Source organism: Pseudoalteromonas sp. Z9A6 (assembly GCF_011378805.1).
Taxonomy (GTDB): Bacteria; Pseudomonadota; Gammaproteobacteria; order Enterobacterales; family Alteromonadaceae; genus Pseudoalteromonas; species Pseudoalteromonas distincta.
The window spans coordinates 1-18,135 of sequence record NZ_WTKZ01000012.1 but is presented as its reverse complement, the minus strand read 5'-3'; the positions used below and the strand labels follow the sequence as shown (position 1 = coordinate 18,135).

15 protein-coding genes are annotated in these 18,135 nt (G+C 40.6%); 9 read left to right on the top strand and 6 right to left on the bottom strand.

All coding sequences use genetic code 11. The annotated features are described in order from the left end of the window. Positions 1–7: 7 nt before the first annotated feature. The 3 genes from GQR53_RS06880 to GQR53_RS06870 all read right to left on the bottom strand — a co-directional run bounded on the left by GQR53_RS06880 (position 8) and on the right by GQR53_RS06870 (position 1,352). Positions 8–490: a DUF3015 domain-containing protein gene (locus tag GQR53_RS06880; RefSeq protein ID WP_002962856.1), complete on the bottom strand. Its 483-nt coding sequence runs from the start codon at positions 488–490 to the stop codon at positions 8–10. 170 nt (positions 491–660) lie between these two features. Then, positions 661–1,050, bottom strand: coding sequence for a hypothetical protein (locus tag GQR53_RS06875; RefSeq protein WP_024605803.1), 390 nt, complete (start codon positions 1,048–1,050; stop codon positions 661–663). Then, the gene (locus GQR53_RS06870) at positions 1,047–1,352 is read right to left on the bottom strand and encodes a hypothetical protein (protein ID WP_024605802.1); all 306 of its coding nucleotides are present in this window, start codon (positions 1,350–1,352) and stop codon (positions 1,047–1,049) included. The genes GQR53_RS06875 and GQR53_RS06870 overlap by 4 nt, the downstream gene beginning before the upstream one ends. A gap of 273 nt (positions 1,353–1,625) precedes the next feature. On the opposite strand from GQR53_RS06870, the gene GQR53_RS06865 reads away from it, so the two are divergent. Next, positions 1,626–2,045 (top strand): VOC family protein, encoded by a 420-nt coding sequence (locus GQR53_RS06865; protein ID WP_010554617.1) that lies wholly within the window; start codon positions 1,626–1,628, stop codon positions 2,043–2,045. A gap of 193 nt (positions 2,046–2,238) precedes the next feature. Further along, entirely contained in the window at positions 2,239–3,057 is an 819-nt protein-coding gene (locus tag GQR53_RS06860) for a hypothetical protein (protein ID WP_010554616.1), read from the top strand. A gap of 22 nt (positions 3,058–3,079) precedes the next feature. Here the strand turns inward: GQR53_RS06860 and GQR53_RS06855 are convergent, their stop codons facing one another. After that, a complete protein-coding gene (locus tag GQR53_RS06855; protein WP_024594102.1) occupies positions 3,080–3,964 on the bottom strand; it encodes an AraC family transcriptional regulator in 885 nt (294 codons plus the stop codon). 184 nt (positions 3,965–4,148) lie between these two features. On the opposite strand from GQR53_RS06855, the gene GQR53_RS06850 reads away from it, so the two are divergent. Both GQR53_RS06850 and GQR53_RS06845 read left to right on the top strand, forming a co-directional pair. Then, positions 4,149–5,294 carry an iron-containing alcohol dehydrogenase gene (locus tag GQR53_RS06850; RefSeq protein ID WP_165743285.1) on the top strand — a complete coding sequence of 382 codons (1,146 nt, stop codon included), beginning with the start codon at positions 4,149–4,151 and terminating at the stop codon, positions 5,292–5,294. 482 nt (positions 5,295–5,776) lie between these two features. Then, positions 5,777–6,223, top strand: coding sequence for a DoxX family protein (locus tag GQR53_RS06845; protein WP_165743284.1), 447 nt, complete (start codon positions 5,777–5,779; stop codon positions 6,221–6,223). 61 nt (positions 6,224–6,284) lie between these two features. Here GQR53_RS06845 and GQR53_RS06840 read toward each other — a convergent pair whose 3' ends face one another. Next, a complete protein-coding gene (locus GQR53_RS06840) occupies positions 6,285–9,371 on the bottom strand; it encodes a beta-galactosidase (RefSeq protein WP_165743283.1) in 3,087 nt (1,028 codons plus the stop codon). 112 nt (positions 9,372–9,483) lie between these two features. On the opposite strand from GQR53_RS06840, the gene GQR53_RS06835 reads away from it, so the two are divergent. The 5 genes from GQR53_RS06835 to GQR53_RS06815 all read left to right on the top strand — a co-directional run bounded on the left by GQR53_RS06835 (position 9,484) and on the right by GQR53_RS06815 (position 16,506). After that, positions 9,484–10,302: an AraC family transcriptional regulator gene (locus GQR53_RS06835; RefSeq protein WP_165743348.1), complete on the top strand. Its 819-nt coding sequence runs from the start codon at positions 9,484–9,486 to the stop codon at positions 10,300–10,302. Between the two features lie 80 nt (positions 10,303–10,382). Further along, positions 10,383–10,703, top strand: coding sequence for a hypothetical protein (locus GQR53_RS06830; RefSeq protein WP_007587197.1), 321 nt, complete (start codon positions 10,383–10,385; stop codon positions 10,701–10,703). A 150-nt stretch (positions 10,704–10,853) separates the two neighbouring features. Beyond that, a complete protein-coding gene (locus GQR53_RS06825; protein ID WP_165743282.1) occupies positions 10,854–12,107 on the top strand; it encodes a TolC family protein in 1,254 nt (417 codons plus the stop codon). Continuing rightward, the gene (locus GQR53_RS06820; protein ID WP_165743281.1) at positions 12,104–13,351 is read left to right on the top strand and encodes an efflux RND transporter periplasmic adaptor subunit; all 1,248 of its coding nucleotides are present in this window, start codon (positions 12,104–12,106) and stop codon (positions 13,349–13,351) included. The genes GQR53_RS06825 and GQR53_RS06820 overlap by 4 nt, the downstream gene beginning before the upstream one ends. 8 nt (positions 13,352–13,359) lie before the next feature. Then, positions 13,360–16,506: a CusA/CzcA family heavy metal efflux RND transporter gene (locus GQR53_RS06815; RefSeq protein ID WP_165743280.1), complete on the top strand. Its 3,147-nt coding sequence runs from the start codon at positions 13,360–13,362 to the stop codon at positions 16,504–16,506. Positions 16,507–16,592: 86 nt separating this feature from the next. On the opposite strand, the gene GQR53_RS06810 is transcribed toward GQR53_RS06815, so the two are convergent. Continuing rightward, positions 16,593–17,828, bottom strand: a complete 1,236-nt coding sequence (locus tag GQR53_RS06810; protein ID WP_010554605.1) for a TMEM143 family protein — start codon at positions 17,826–17,828, stop codon at positions 16,593–16,595. Positions 17,829–18,135 lie beyond the last annotated feature (307 nt).

Genomic DNA, 18,135 nt, shown 5'->3' with positions numbered 1-18,135 from the left:
TAGCTGATTAAGAAAGAGTATAAGAAGCAAGTTGTGCGTTACTTGCAAGAACAGTGTTTAGGTTTTCTAAAACTGTTTGCGAAGTTACGTTTTCAGAAGTAAATACTGAAGAAAACTGTGCTTGAGCAAGCGCGTTGAATGCTGCTTTATCTTGATCTGCAACACCCCAAGCTTCAGCTAGAGTAGCTAAAGTTTCGCCTTCACCTTTTGACATATCACGAGCAAGTTGCTCCATGTTACCGTCAATGAATAAAGCAATTTTTTCTGAAGAAGTTACTGTACCAGTACCATCACAACCTAAAGTACCAAAAGTGATACCAAAAGTTTGGTTACCAGAAGTACCGTTTGTTGTAGCGCCTAAAATTTTAACGCCTTTACCTTGCTGACCTGCAAATAACATAGAACCAAGACCACAACCAATATCTTGGTCAGCCATTGCGTTTGAGAAAGGAAGTAAAGATAGAGCTGCTACTGCGATTAGTTTTTTCATTTTCATAAATCCATATATGATTGTCTTTATTTAGGGTAAATAAAGTTCGCGAAAGATTCTAACAGACTTGCAAAGAAAAAGAACAGCTTAAAACATGAATATTTTACACTCTAATTTTTCTACTATTTTAAAGCGAATGCTGGGAGAAACTAGACCAGTTCAATAATTTTTTATTGAACTGGTGGCGGCTTTTTACTTCTTGGGGCACCTAACAAAATACAGGTATGGCAAATACATACAGATAAAAATGCACTAATACCCAATGCACCGCCGTAGCCGTCAAGTTTTGGTACAAGATGCTCAAATAAGATTGAAAACAAAATAGATGAGCTTGCTACAGTATAAATACCAAATCGATGTGGGGCGCTCATACCTATAAATGTACCGCCAAAAAATACAATCGCGTATAAATCGGGGTTCAAATTTAAAGCGCTAAAAATTAAATAAGCAATAATAGAAAGTGAAGACGACGCTCTAACCCCGTCAAAGCGACTATGCTTAGCTAAATAAAATGTTAAAAAAGCCCCAAGCAGTACAAGTAATGGATATTCAATACTCATAATACTATTCCTCTGGCTAATACAAAAAGTGCCACACTTGCAAAGGCAACACTACCAAGCTTGCCACCAAAACCTGTAAACATATTCATAGTAAGCACATACAAACTTGAGCCAATAAGCGAAATAATAGCAATTTCCCAGTAACTGGTAATTAAATGAGTTGAACACATACCTGCAAAGCTACCAGCATAAATTGCAGCATACGGATGGTTTTTATAATGTGCAGGAAAAGGAATAAACGAGCCAATAAGTCCCGTTAGCGCAGCAGAAATCACTAAAGGTAATGCAAAAGTAGTGTGCATAGCAAAGCAAGCTACAAAGCCTAAAAAGAAAGTGATGAATTTTAAAAATAAGAATTTAATCATAGCGGCGCAGTTTAAACTAATCCTTTTGCGCTTTCTAATACTCTCTAACAAATAAATGTTATAAGTAATTACAAACGTTAAAAGCGTGTTTTTTAAACGGCTTTTAGGTATTAAATATGCTTAATAGTGCCGCTGTTAATGTTCTATAAATCACAAGTTATGTATAATGGCGATAATTTAATGTATTAAAGTGTTAACCAAGGGTTATTTATGTCTAACTGTTTGCATCTGGCTATTCCGGCTGGCGATTTAAAAGTGGCTAAAGCGTTTTATTGTGACGTACTAGGCTGTAAAACGGGTAACAGTGAGGAAGGTCGCTGGGTAGATATAGATTTTTGGGGTAATGAACTTACCTTGCACCAAAGTGTTGAGCGCCTACCAACAGTTCGCCATGATGTAGACATGGGAGCTGTGGCAGTACCTCACTTTGGGATTCACTTATCTGAAGATGAATTTAACGGGTTAAAAACACGTATTGAAGATGCGGGAATTGAATACCTAGATAAACCATATCGCCGTTTTATTGGTGATGAGTTTGAGCAAGAAACGTTTTTTATTGAAGATCCAAATGGCAATGTGCTTGAAATGAAAACCATGGTAAATCCAGAGGTTTTATTTAAAAAAGTATAAATGCTGTTGTTTAAGTTAAGCTAAAAAACCACTTTAATAAGTGGTTTTTTTATAACTATTAATCAGTGTTTTGATAAATTAGTTAATATTTACAGGTAAAAAAAATTACGCTACATACATGATTTTTATTCACTCTACAATGTAGGTATAGACACGTAGACTTAATTTCAACTCTCATACTTTATTGTTATTTATGCTGCTTAAACTCATAATTGCACCTTTACTTATTTTACTAATAACATTCGCCCAAAAACGCTTTGGTAGTTTTGTTAGCGGTATAATTCCTGGCTTGCCTATTACCTCTGGGCCTATTTCTTATTTTATAGCATTAGAGCAAGGTAAATTATTTGCAGCTAACTCAGCGGTGGCCTCTCTTTATGGTATGAGCGGTATAGGCTTATTTTGTTTTAGTTACTTGGTTGTATCACGAAGGTTTGGAATGCTTAAATCGCTTTTTACAGCGTTGAGTATTTGGTGCGTATTTAGCGTTATTACTTTATTTTTACCAGTGAATATTATTGTGGCGAGTGTGGTTTCGCTTTGTATTTTACTCGGTTTAACTATTATCTCTACAAAGCTAAATATATCAGTTGATGCAAAACCATTAAATGCTCGCTGGGAGCTTCCGGTAAAAATGATATTAGTGACGAGCTTTATCGTGCTTGTTACGTTTATATCGCAGCATATAGGGTCTGCGTGGAGCGGGTTAATATCTACCTTTCCGGTTATTTTGGCGGTAATGGGCAGTGTTGCCCATTTTAGTGACAAACAAGCCTCAACGTTTAAAATTCTTAATGGCGGTATTATTGGTTCATTAGGTGGATGTGTATTTTTTGCGGTGATTGCGTTTATGTTAAAACATAACTTTATGATTTGGCAGGTGTACGCAACAGCTGCCATTTTCTCAACGTTATTTACTATTATTTTTAGCCAATTTATTAATCGCCAATTTACCAAGCAAGCTATGCTAAACACCAAAAAAGCAGTGCTTAAAATTGACTCGCTCGGTTAACTTACATATCTAAAGCCATTACCTAGTTATGTAGTTGAATTAACATTTCACTGGGGGTTTTATTAAAGTGGCGTTTAAATTCGCGGCTAAATTGCGATGGGCTGGTATAGCCAACCTTTAATGCAGCTTCGTTGGCTTTGCTTCCACTACTGGTTATAAGCTCTTTAGCCTTAGCTAAGCGTACTTTTTTTAAATACTGCAAAGGTGACTCAAACGTTACTTGCCTAAAAGCACGATGGAACGACGATACGCTCATGTTTACATCTTCAGCCAACCCCTCAACTGTAATTTGATTGGCATAACTACTGTGCATAGTTGAGAGCGTACGGGCGATACGCGCATAATGCCCATCATGCATAGCAAGCCCTATTAAAGTATGTCCTTGTGGGCCACAAAGTACACGATATACCAATTCTTTTACTATATCTTCGCCAAAAACGTCAGCCTCAATGGGGTTATTAAGCACGCTAAGTAAACGGTGAGTTACTTGCTCCATTGCGCCATCTATTTTAGCCGATTGAACGCCACTCATTTGCCCAGTGGTGAATGGCTTATGTGTACCAATTTGGTTTACTAATTTATGTAACATTACCGGGTTTATATCTATAACAATACCCATAACAGGCTGGTTGTTATCGGTAAAAGCTTCGCATTCAAGTGGCACTGGTACACCTAAAACAAGGTAGTCGCCTTCACCATATTTTATTTGATGATCAGGAAAATGAATTATCTTATGTCCTTGCCCAACAATAATAATACCTGAGTTATATATAAGTGGCTGGCGCGGCGAGCTTTTACTTGCACGATGAAAATACACACCTGGAATAATGGTTTCCATGTTGCCTTCAAAGTTAAGTAAATTATTGTGCTCTGCAAATTTTTGCATCATGTTGGCTATTGAGGACATTAAAACTTCTACTATCGTACGAATTTTGCGTAAAATATCAATCCTGACAGTTTTAGGCAAGCTTTTGCGAGTTATTGGGCTTTTTTTATGTTTATTTTGCCACTAATATGCACTCATTGAAGTTTAGCTTAGTTAGTAACTAAGCATTATATTTAGTATTTAACCGTCACCTAGGAGCAAAATAATGAAATTTAGCTACGTAAACCCAACACTTATCCAGTTCGGCCAAGAACAAATTGCCTCACTAACTGATTTGATCGCAAAGGATCAAAAAGTACTTGTAGTGTACGGCGGCGGTTCAATTAAAAAGAACGGCGTGTACGACCAAGTTGCAGCAGCACTTGAAGGCTTTGACTGGGTTGAATTTTCGGGTGTAGGCGCTAACCCAACTATAGAAGTACTAGACCAAGCAGTAAAAATTTGTAAAGAACAAGGCATCAACTTTGTACTAGGTGTAGGCGGCGGTTCAGTAATCGACGGCGTTAAATACATTGCAGCATCTGCAGTTTATGATGGAGAAGGTTGGGATATTCCTACTGGTAAGCACACTATTACTAGCGCATTACCAATTGGTGCAATATTAACATTGCCTGCAACGGGTTCAGAGTCTAACCAAAACTCAGTTGTGAGCAAAGAAGCAACAAAGCAAAAACTACCGTTTGCATCACCAGAAGTACTTCCTAAATTTGCGATTATGGACCCTGATGTAATGAAAACATTACCACAGCGCCAACTTGTGAATGGATTAGTAGATGCATGGGTTCATACATGTGAGCAGTACCTAACATTCCCTGAAACGGCATTGGTTCAAGAAGGTTACGCAGAGGCACTTTTAAGAACGCTTAAAACATTAGGCGACAACTTTGAAAATCAAGACGATACATGGCGTGCAAACCTTATGTGGGCAGCTAACCAAGCACTTAATGGTTTAATTGGTTCTGGTGTATCGCAAGATTGGGCAACACACATGATTGGCCACGAGCTTACAGCTGCTTACGGCGTTGATCATGCTCGTTCACTTGCTATTGTTCAGCCTTCTTTATTACGTAACCAGTTTGCAGTTAAAAAAGCAAAACTTGAGCAGATGGGTAAAAACGTATTTGGTCTTGAGCAATCTGACGACTTAGCTGAGAAAACAATTTTAGCAATCGAAGCGTTTTACCACAGCCTTGACGTAGCGACCCAGCTTACTGAACATGGCGATGATAAAGCAGCGGCGATTGACAATATTATTAATAAACTTGAAGCGCACGGCATGCTAGCTCTTGGTGAAAACCAAGCTATTACGCTAAAAGAAAGCCGCGAAATTTTAGAGCAAGCAGTTGCTTAATTTTCAAAGCTAAGCGCTTACTTAAATATACTAGGGCGTGTTGATCTTTGGTGGGTGAATTTGCAGCAGTATGTTTGGTTTTTAGGCAAGGCGGAGCCTATGTAGTGTGGTTATTCCCCATGAATAGGCGATAACGCAGCATAAATACCAAACATGCGCTGCCCTTTGGGTTCTTTCTAGGGACGATTAACTCTTTGTTGCTCGGTTTTTACTTAGCCCACTAGGTTACAAACCTCGCGCCGCGATTTAATCGCCCCTAGATTGAACAAATTTCAATCCACAAAGATCAACACGCCCTAAGTAATACGTTAATAAAAAACCGTCAACCTTTAGGTTGGCGGTTTTTTTATGGTTTATTATAAATACTGTGTTGCTAATTAACCAATAAGTTCCGTATTAATGTTTTTGAATGATGATAGTAAACTGTGCTCAACGGTTAGGAAAAATCTAACGATTAAATAAATTAAAACAGGACTAAACTCATGAAATTACTAAACACATTACTTAGCTCAAAAGCAGGCGTAGCAGCATTAATTTTACGAGTACCAGTTGGCCTTATTTTAGCGGCGCATGGTGCACAAAAACTATTTGCTTGGTTTGGCGGTTACGGGCTTGAAGGTACAGGTCAATGGATGGCGAGTATTGGTTTAGAGCCTGGCTATTGGTTAGCAATGATGGCAGGTAGCGCTGAGTTTTTTGGTGGCATTGCATTAGCAATTGGTTTGTTAACTCGCCCAGCTGCTGTAGTTGCCGGCTTTACTTTGCTGATTGCTATTTTTAGCGTACATATTAGTAATGGCTTATTTATGGCAAACAATGGCTATGAATACGCATTAACGTTACTTGTAGTAACTGTAGTTTTAGCAATTCAAGGAGCGGGAAGCTTTTCGCTTGATAACGTATTAGCTAAAAAACTAGCTAATAAATAGAGTTTATTAATTGAAGAATAGCGGCCAATTTGGCCGCTATTTTTGTAGGTTAACTACTAAATTATTTAGCTGAAAAAGTTAAAGAATAACTGTACTGCTTTTGCTCAAGTAAATATTCTTTATGGGTACTTGGGCTCCATGAATCATCGCCACCAACCCCCATATGTTGATGATCAATGTGTACATGTACGCAATCATCAGCAATGAGTTCGTTAGTGTGCTTAGCTTGCGTTAACATACTTTGCGAATACTCACTGGCTGCAAATAAAAACGCACCGGTTACGGTTAAATTATTAATACGCAGTAATTGGCAATCGCTACGCAGGCCGTTATCGGTTGGGAATATATACGGGGTATGTAGCTCATTTAAGCTCAAGCTGTAATAACCTAAACGTGCTGCGGCTTTGCGATCTGGGTAGTTTTCAAAAGGCCCTAAACCACGCCAGTTTACTTTTGTATCGCTTTGCTTGTTAAGTGTTGTACTTAGCCCTATACGCGGCATTGGCGGCAGAGTATCGTTTAGTTGCACATCAACATTTAAGCTAATATTGCCGGTATCATTTAGTGTATATAGCCACTGTGTTTGAGCCTGTAGCACGCCATTAAACTCGTAATTAAATACACAAGTAATACGTACATCAACACTTGATTGCACTGCGTGAATTGAGCTGCATGTGCGCTGCCATTGCCCTATACCTGCACGTAACCAACGAGCCTCCCATGCATTAGGGTCTAGGTTATCTACTTCGCTTACGCCTATGTCGTTATCAAGCGGGGCCCGATAAAAGTTATCAACCAGTGGGCTACTAATAACCTGAGTATCGTTTTGTAACCACTGCTCTATAAGCCCTGATTGCTTGCTAAAAACAAGTTTAAACTTATCGTTTTCAATACTTAGTTGAGAGTCGGTTTCACTAACACTTATAGCGCTTTGCTCTGTAGTTGATGTAAATGATTCACTGTTTAAATTATTACTATTTATAAGCTTAAACTGCTCGGTGTTTAATACATGCTCGGCACTTGCAAAGCTACAATCGTTAATTAGTGCTACATCTAAATTAAGGTGGTATTGCGCACCTTGCTCAAACGTTGTTTTAGTTTTAATTGTTAACGTGTGTGTACTTTGCGGAGCAATATTAAGTATATGCTCGCTTTGTTCAACACAGATGCCATTTTGCATTAACTGCCAAACGAGCTTTTCGTTATCTGTGTGTCTAAATACGTAATCGCTAAATACATCAATGGTGTATTGATTTTTAGTTTGCTCGCGCAGCGTAAATTGTAAATGCTGCTGGCTGTATTTTGCTTCAAACAGGCTAGGGTGCGGCGTGCGGTCTGGGAACAATAACCCATTTATACAAAATTGACGGTCATTTAGTTCATCACCAAAATCGCCACCGTAAGCCCAATAATGCTTGCCGTTTTCGTCTGTTTTAGATAAACCTTGGTCTACCCAATCCCAAATAAAGCCGCCTTGCAGGCGTGGGTATTCTCTAAATGCTTGCCAGTAATCGTCAAAGCTACCTAGGCTGTTACCCATTGCATGGGCGTATTCACATAAAATAAGTGGGCGAGTTTCACCCGGTAGGCTCAACCATTTTTTAATAGAGTATTTAGGTACCGCATCGTCTTTAATATCGGTATCTACACGGGCGTACATTGGACAAATAATGTCGGTAGCCGTTGTATTTGCGCCGCCGCCTTCGTATTGCACTGGGCGAGAGGGGTCAAAGCTTTTTGACCAGCCGTACATGGCATCATGATTTGCGCCGTGTCCGCATTCGTTTCCTAGTGACCAAATAATAATTGAGGCGTGGTTTTTATCGCGCTCAACCATTTGCGTATAACGCGACATAAATGCACCAGCCCACTGCGGATCGCTAGCTAAACGCCCCATAGGAAACATGCCATGGGTTTCTATATTTGCTTCATCAACTACGTATAAACCTAGCTCGTCACATAGTTCGTAAAAACGAGGGTGGTTAGGGTAGTGAGCAGTACGCACGGCATTAAAGTTATTTTGCTTCATCAGCTTAATATCTTCAATCATATCGGCGGTAGTAACTGTATGGCCGTTTTCAGGATGGTGTTCGTGGCGGTTAACGCCGCGTATAAGTAGCGGCTTGCCGTTTAGGCAAAGCTGCCCGTTGAGCATTTCTACTTTTCTAAAGCCAATGTTATAGGCTTCAATGTCGACGGTATTGCCTTGATCATCAAGCAGACTCACAACGCAGCGGTATAAGTATGGGGTCTCGGCGGTCCATTTTTTAGGGTTTTGTATATCAATTGTTTGAAATACAACATCGCTCCAGCCGCCTTTTTCGTCAACACGTTTATTATTAGTGCTTTGTATTTGCGGCTCACATAGCGCCTGTTCGCCATCAAAAACTTGCACTGCTATTTGATAGTTATTTGGCGCATTAATCGCCGTTTTTATATGTAGCGTTGCATCGCGGTAGCAGGCGTCTAAATCAGGAGTAATAAATACATCGCGAATTTGGCTTTGCGGTTTGGTAAGTAAGTTAACATCGCGGAATATACCGCTTAGCCACCACATGTCCTGATCTTCTAAATAACTGCCATCGCTCCAACGAATAACCATAACGGCAATACGGTTAGTGCCTGCAACTAATAGTTCGCTTAAATCAAACTCGCTTGGTAAACGGCTATCTTGTGAATAACCCACCCATTGTCCGTTACACCACAGGTGAAACGCCGAGTTAACGCCTTCAAAAATAATATGATTACGCTGAGTTAGCTTACTTTCGCTTATATTAAATTCAGTGCGGTAACAGCCTGTAGGGTTGTCGCTTGGTACAAAAGGCGGGTTAACTGCAAATGGGTACTTAACATTACAGTAAATAGGTTTATCAAAGCCGTGTAATTGCCAGTTAGAAGGCACTGTAATACTTTGCCAGTTGCTATTTAGTGTTTTACTTAGCAACGATTCATCAACTGCTTCGGGTTTATCAAATAATTTAAAGTCCCACTGACCGTTTAAACTTTGTTTTTGCGATTGCGTGTTAGTACGGGCATGGTCAACGCTTTTAAATCCATTGAGTGGGCTGTGCGCTTTTACTTGATTAGCTTGTACTGAAATTGGGTTTTCCCAATCTCGGCGATTAATTATGTGCTGTAAAGAGGTCATGTTTATCCTATTGCATAAGCGGGCAATTATAATGCGCTAAATATAGCTAAAAATAATCGCAGGGGTTATGCTTAAAGCTCTCCTTTATTTATCCAAAACTATCATTGTAATTATGCGCTATAACATTAAAGACATACTCGATATTGGTCCGCGCTGTATAGAACGCTTTATTGATTCACAAACGCTCGCGCAAATGCCAAACCTTGAAATAGCACTTGCGGGTTGCTCAAACCTATCGGGTCGTTATTGCGTAGCACGCTCAGCACCGCTAGAACATACACTTTTTTATACGCTTGCAGGGCAGGGTAAATTAACAACACACAATGAGCAGTACACACTTAATGCCAATACACTTATTGTGCTACCAGCAAAGCAAAGCTTTGAAGTGAAAATTGATGCTGAACATTGGGATGTTATTTGGTTAAACCTTGCAAATACTAAACGTTGGCAGCATTTAAACTTAGCGCAAGCATTGGTATTAACCGAGCAAAAACTTGAACCGTTACACCTTGCTATGGAGCTTTTATACAGCGAGCCCAATGCTAATTTACGCGAAAGCGTAACGCCTATTTTAAGTCATTACTTAAATGCTACGCTGCAAAATAACTCTCAGGGTGCGGCGCATAACCGTTTAATTAGTTTGTTTGAAGAGGTAGACAAGCGCTTGCAGTTTGATTGGACAATAGAGGCAATGTGCGAATATGTGCATTACTCATCGCCGCATTTGCATCGTTTATGCCAAGCGCAATTTGGTAAAAGCCCAATACAACAACTTATTTATTTACGCATTGAGCGAGCTAAAAACTTACTGTTAAACACGGCTTGGCCAATTTCGCATGTGGCAAGTTATGTGGGGTACTCTAATATTTTTAATTTTTCCAAACGTTTTAAGAAGTCGGTAGGTGTGTCGCCAAGCGAATTTAGAAAATAACGTTAGCGGCTCTCTACATTTGAATAAATTTAAGGTATTGTGCGATTTCTTAAATTGCATTTTAGAGTTTTAGGTAGGTAATGCGCTCAAACCGTTTTTTAATAGTGATATTATTAGTGCTTGTACACAGCTTTATTAGCTGTGATGGCGCTGCGTATCATTTGCAAGAAGACGTTGATCACGTAACCAGTTCGTTATCGCAAGGCGACTCCATAGCCGATGATAACCAAAGCGATAAAACATCAACTACCGAGATTCACGCCCACCAACATTGCCATTGTGGCTACAACAGCACCTCTAGCCATTCAATAAGCCCAGAGCAAAGTAAAGCAACTTCGCCTGCGTGCTATAACGGGTTAAATTACCCGCCAGATGTACCGCCACCCAATTCACTTAGTTAGTTTTTAATTTTAAACACTTTGTAAAAAACTGCCTGCGCCTGTGCGCTATAAGGCTAGTTATGTACATATTTAGGTTGCTTGATCGCGCTTGTTTTTAAAATAGGCGTAGTGATTAAGTCAACTCTGTTTGTTAAAAAACGGACACGCTATATGAATAAAAAACCAATTATGCTGGTGGCGCTAATGTGCGTGTTACCTGCTTTTAGTACTTTGGCGAATGTTAAAACATTAACCCTTAAACAAGCACTGAGTAATACCGAACAACAAAATCCGGTATTAAAACGCTACCCGTATCATCAAAAAATATTGAGTGCGCTTAAATCTCAAGCTGCACTTTCGCCTAACCCTGTATTGAATGTTGAAGCCGAAAACTTACTGGGCACTAACAAGGCGCGTGGCATTCAAGGCGCTGAAATAACACTCGGGCTTAGCCAACTAATAGAGCTGGGCGATAAGCGCCAAAGCCGTATTAATTACGCAACCGCCAATATAAAAGCCCAAGCAATACAGTATCAAAATACCCGTTTAGCCTTATTAGCAACCACTGCTGAGCGATACTACCAAGGGCTTAAATTTCAAACATTATTAAGTTTGAACAACGAGCGTAAACAGGTAGTTACCCAAGCACTTAAAGCGATTGAACAAAGAGCTAATGCAGGTGCTGCGTCGCAAGCTGATGTAACGCGCATGCGTTATGCACTTAGCCAAGTAGAGCTTGATAAAGCCATGCTTAATAGTGAATTTGAGCGAGCAAGTTTATCGCTTAACGAGCTGTGGAGTGAGGAGCAACCCTACGATACTTTTGCTGGCAATATTAATGTAATTACTGCGCTTAAATCAGCACAAGCACTTTTAGATGCGGTTAACCAAGCTCCTGAATTTGCATTATTACAGCAGCAATATTTACAGCAAACAGCCAACTTAACACTACAAAAAGCAAACGGACAAACCGATATTAACGTAGGGGGAGGCGTGCGCTATAACCAGCAAAATGACTCCAGCTCGTTAGTGTTTTCGTTTTCTATGCCACTGCAATTAAGCAATTCTAATAGCGGCAATATTGCAGCTGCAAATAGTCAGCTCATGCTTTTAAATGAGCAGCAAGGGCAATTGCGCATCCAGCTACGCCAGCAAGTACGTACTTTGTACGCTTATTATCAAGGTAGAGCTAATCAGGCAAAGCTATTATCTGATCAAATTATTCCTCAGGCACAAACATTGATTGAGCAAAGCCTAAAAAGTTATCAACGCGGACAAATTTCGGTGTTGCAATTGCTTGATGCTCAACAAGCACTTTTTGATTCTAAACGCACACTTATTACCACTCACGCAGAGCTGTACCAAGTGCTACTTACTCTTGAGCGTTTAACAGGCCAATCTTTAATTGAGACTCATCAATCATGAATAAAAATATAATCGCATTATTAGTATCACTTTCGTTTGCCAGCAGCTTTGTAAGCACAGGTGTATTTGCCTCTGCTGAGCATGGCGAGTCAGGTCATAAAGAAACAGAGCAACACGAGCAAAAGCAAGGTCCACACGGCGGCTTTTTATTAACTGACCCTAAATTAACACTTGAGCTTAAATTGCAAGAATTTGCAGGTAATGTTGAGCTACGTGTATACGGCTATAAACAAAATAAGCCAATTAATATAAACGACTTAAACATAACAATGAGTTTAAAACGCTTAGTTGAAGCCCCGCAAAATATACAGTTTACAGCTGAGGGCGACTACCTTGTGAGCACGCAATCAATTAACGAACCGCATTCGTTTGCACTTACCGTTACTGCTAATTATAACGGTGAGAGCATTAGCTATGAGTACGATCAACACGAAGGGCAAACCACGTTAACAGAGCGAGCTATTGAGCGCGCAGGCATTAAAACCGAGATAGCGCAAAGTGGTGAAGTGGATATTACCGATACGCTTTTTGGCGTTATTGCCCCAACGCAGCACGGCACGGTAGAAGTAATGGCACCGTATACAGGATTGATCAGTGATATTTTTGTAAGCATTGGTCAAAACGTTAAAAAAGGCGAAGTACTTGCCAGCGTAACCAACCGTGAAACACTGCAAAATTACCCCATTAAAAGTCCAATTAGCGGTGTTGTAACCGAGCAATACTTAAAGCGTGGCGAGCTTGCAAGCACCAGCGCACTGATGCAGGTAGTTAACCTTGATAAAGTATGGGTTGAGTTATCGGCTTTTCCTGAAAACATTGAAAAACTAGCCATTGGTCAAAGCGCTAAAGTGTACGACCTACATCACCATTTAAATACGCAAGGCAAAGTGTTTTTTATAGCTCCAATGATGACTGGCGGGCACATAGCGCGTGCCCGTATAGAGCTTAATAACCCAGACGGGCATTGGCGCCCAGGCATGCATATAAATAGCGATGTAAGTGTGGCTAAAATAAATGCCAGCGTGCGTGTAAAGCCACAAGCAATTCAAGAACTTAACGGTCAACCCAGTGTGTTTGTTCGTAAAAATAATGTATTTGAAGTGCGCCCCGTTACCTTAGGTGCAAAAAATAGCGAGTGGGTAGAAGTACTTACAGGCTTAAACGCAGGTAGCGAATACGTAACAGACAATAGTTATGTCATTAAAGCTGATATTTTAAAAAGCGGCGCAAGCCACGCTCACTAGGAGGCACCATGATTAATTGGATAGTTTCTTTTGCGGTTAAACGCCGCATGCTGGTGCTTGCGCTTACATTTTTATTTGCTGGATTTGGTGTATACAACATTCAAAATTTAGCAGTAGACGCAGTACCCGATATAACAAACGTACAAGTGCAAATTAATACCAAAGCGCAGGGTTTTACGCCATTAGAGGTAGAGCAACGCATTACTTATTTGGTAGAAACCGCCATGGCGGGCATACCTAAGCTTGATTACACCCGTTCGCTTTCGCGTTATGGGCTTTCGCAAGTAACGGTTATTTTTAATGAAGGCACCGATATTTATTGGGCACGTCAGCAAATTGGTGAGCGTATTCAAAGTATTCGCTCCGACTTACCTAATAACGTAGAGCCAAACTTGGGTCCTATTGCCAGTGGTTTAGGCGAAATATTTACTTATAGTGTGCACGCCGCGCCTAATGCGTTAAAAGAAGATGGCACTGCCTACAACGCCGAAGACTTACGTACTTTGCAAGATTGGGTTATTCGTCCGCAGCTTTTAAAAGTAAAAGGCGTAACCGAAATAAACAGCCAAGGTGGTTTTGAGCGCCAATACCAAGTAGCGCCAGTGCCCGAAAAACTCATTGCCTATAAGCTTACTATTAGCGATGTAATTAGTGCACTTGAGGTTAATAACAGTAACCGAGGCGCAGGCTATATTGAACGCTTTGACGGGCAATATTTAGTACGCTCGCCTGGGCAGCTTAAAACCATTGATGACATAGCCAATACCGTTATAGCTAAGCGCGACGATGCACCTGTACGCATTAAAGATGTGGCTAACGTGTTTTTAGGCAAAGAGCTTAGAACCGGCGCGGCCACTTATAACGGCGAAGAAACCGTGCTCGGCACCGCCATGATGCTAATTGGCGAAAACAGCCGCATAGTGGCAAAAGCCATGGCTGATAAGTTAGTTGATGTGCAAAAAAGCTTACCCGCTGGCGTTATTGTTGAAGCGGTTTACGACCGCACAACTCTTGTTGATAAAACCATAGCAACCGTGCAAACCAACTTATTTGAAGGTGCCGTTTTAGTGATAGTAATTTTGCTATTACTGCTGGGTAATGTAACGGGCGCGCTTATTACGGCAATGGTTATTCCGTTGAGTATGTTGTTTGCCGTTACAGGTATGGTGGGTAATCGCGTATCGGGTAATCTAATGAGCCTAGGCGCAATCGACTTTGGTTTAATTGTTGATGGCGCTGTAATTGTTGTTGAAAACTGCCTGCGCCAACTCGGTGTAGCTCAGCATAAACATGGCAGGCTACTTACCTTAAACGAGCGTTTAAATGTAGTGACCGCAGCCACCAAAGAAGTATTTACACCGGCTGTGTTTGGCATTGTTATTATTATGCTGGTTTACTTACCTTTATTTGCACTAAGCGGCGTTGAAGGCAAAATGTTTCAGCCAATGGCATTTACTGTAGTTGCGGCGTTAATTGGCGCGCTTATATTTGGCGTTACCTTTGTACCTGCTGCTATTGCAGTGTTTGTTCGCGGTAAGGTTGATGAAACCGAAAATGCAGTCATGCGCGGCGTTAAAAAAGTGTATAAGCCATTACTTGGTATATCGCTTAAATTACCGTGGTTGATGGTGGGTATTGCCACGGCATTAGTATTGGTGCTTGGTTTTAAAGTTAAAAACATGGGCGCAGAATTTTTACCGAAACTTGATGAAGGCGATATTGCCATGCACGCGCTGCGCATTACTGGCACCGGTATTGAGCAATCTGTGCAAATGCAAAAAGAGCTTGAGCAAGCCATATTAGATCAGCCTGAGGTTGCTAACGTATTTTCAAAAATTGGTACTGCCGATGTAGCAAGCGATCCTATGCCGCCCAATGTTGCCGATACTTTTTTAATACTCAAACCGCAAGATGAGTGGCCTAATCCAGCACTTACTAAAGCAGAATTGGTTCAGCAAATTCGTACCCGTGTTAACGATGTCCCTGGTAATAATTACGAATTTACACAACCAATAGAAATGCGCTTTAATGAGTTAATTGCTGGCGTGCGCGCCGATGTGGCACTGCGTATTTATGGTGACGACTTAAGCGTACTTAAAGAGTTTGGCGAAAAAGCCACAGAGCTAATGCGTAATATTGCAGGTGCTACCGATGTACGTTTGGAGCAAATGGAAGGATTGCCAACACTTTCGGTAACACCAATGCGCGACCATATGGCGTTATTGGGTTTAAGCGTAAACGATATTCAACAAACACTTGCCGCCGCTGTTGGTGGTGTGCAAACCGGACTAATTTACGAAGGCGATAAACGTTTTTCGTTATTAGTACGCCTTGATAAACGTTGGTCTAGCGATGTATCAGCACTTGCTCGTTTGCCAGTTGCTTTACCTAAAGATAGTAACCCAGAACTTGCGTTTGTACCGCTTGGCGAAGTGGCAACAATTAGCATTGAAAAAGGGCCTAATCAAATAAACCGCGAAAGTGGTAAGCGTAACGTAGTGGTAACTGCCAATGTAGAGGGGCGCGATTTAGCAAGCTTTGTAAGTGATGCGCAAGCGAGCATGAATGAATCACTTAATTTACCAAGTGGCTATTGGCTTGAATACGGCGGCACGTTTGAGCAGCTACAATCAGCAAGTAAGCGATTGTCGTTGGTTGTGCCGGTCACTTTATTACTTATATTTGGCTTACTGTATAGCGCCTTTGGATCGCTTCGTGATTCATTGATTATATTTAGTGGCGTGCCATTGGCATTAACGGGAGGTGTGCTTGCGTTATTGCTGCGCGATATGCCGCTTTCAATATCAGCAGGTGTCGGCTTTATTGCTCTAAGTGGTGTCGCGGTATTAAACGGTGTGGTTATGCTGTCGTTTATTAAGCAATTACGAAGCGACGGCTTAAGCTTGTTTGAAGCAATTCACAGCGGCGCATTACAGCGCCTGCGCCCAGTACTGATGACGGCGCTGGTGGCAAGTTTAGGCTTTATACCTATGGCGCTTAATTCGGGAACGGGTTCTGAAATGCAAAAACCTCTCGCGACAGTAGTGGTTGGCGGGATTATTTCATCAACTCTACTGACACTATTAATATTGCCTGCGCTTTATAAGTTAGTACATTCTAAATTTACTAAAAAAGTAGAAGCTGAATTAGCTTAAATACTAGCTATTGATAATGTAATAAAAAAAGCAGCTGTACTTACAGCTGCTTTTTTATTTGGGTATTATTTAGCAAAAATACTACATTAATTATATTGAAACAGATTATCCCAACGCTCATCTAATATCGTTTTTGCGTGTTCTAAATTTATTGCGCTATACACATCACTAGTGCACGTTACCAAACGCATACGTACCAGCTTTTCAAGTGCGTCGCTAATTTCAAAATCAAGATCGCACTGGTATTTGCTTTTAAACCAATGCTCTATTTGTTCATCAAGCGTTTGGGCGGTTAAGCCGCTTTCTGATTTTAGTAAAAAGGTATACGCAAGCAGCGCTTCTTTTATGTCTTCTTCTTCGGCAGCGTCAATAAGCGTGTGAAAAACACCCGCGTTATTATCAAGGTTTTTAAAGTAGAGGTTATCGCTAAGCGCTTTCATAAATTTAATTTTACGGTTTTTAAACTTACTCCATTCTTTAAAAATAAAGCTGCCAAATACTCCCATGCCAATAGCAAAGGTAATAAAATGTTGTTGGGTCATTTCTACAGCTTCACTTCTAAAACCACCCCAAAAAGCAAACAGAGCAAGCAATAATACGATTGATGCGCCAAGTTTAGTTATAAGTACCACTGCACCGCCAACTAAAGCCGATGAGCCAATAATTGCTTTATCAATAGGGCGCATGCGTACTTCGCTATTAGGAAATAGCATTTCGAGATCGGCCTTTGGCACATTTTGAAACAGCTTTACTATGGTTGAGCTTGGCTCAAATCCCATTGGCGTTTTATTTTTAGCTTCAAAATAAGCGCTATCTTTAAAGCGAATAAACACGGCAACACGGTCGTAATTAGTAAAGTGCAGCGGCTTTTTACGCAAGCCCCAAAAGCTGGTAATCGTTTCAGTGAGCTGCGACTCGCCACGACGATAAAATACCACTTCTTCAAAGTCGTCAAATTCAACTTCAAGGCGCACCTTAAATAATGACTCTTCATTTAATGCATCTTGTAAGTCTTCATTGGTGATCACTTCAAAATTAGCGGCATTAAGCACCTTAGCAAAATCTTTAGCAAACTCATGTTGGCACTGCGCTTTTTGATCCGCCGATACTGGCGCTAACGATCGCGTGTCACTGTTGGGATCAAAAGGGGCGTAGTTGTTTTTAAGTGACTCAAGTGTTGAGTGGTAATCGTAATGAATAAGGCTTGCTAGTAAATCGCAAAATTGTTTAAACGATGTTTTTTGTGTACTGCTTTTAAGCTCTTCGCTACACATATCAACAATATCTTGCTTTCTAAAGGGAATAAAACGCGCACTTTGCATAAATTAATAACTACTGTGATAGGGAATCTAACTGCATGGGCACATAATAAAATATTCTTATGGATATTACTAATTTGTTAACGCGTTAGGGCGTGTTGATCATTGGTGGTTGAATTTGAAGCAGTGTGTTTGGTTTTTAGGCAAGGCAGAGCCTATGTCGTGTGGTTATTCCCCATAAATAAGGCGATAACGCAGCATAAATACCAAACATGCGCTGCCCTCTGGATTCTTTCTAGGGACGATTAACTCTTTGTTGCTTACATGGATGTCATAGGTAAGATCTTAAGAAATTGAGTTGAAGCTCAAT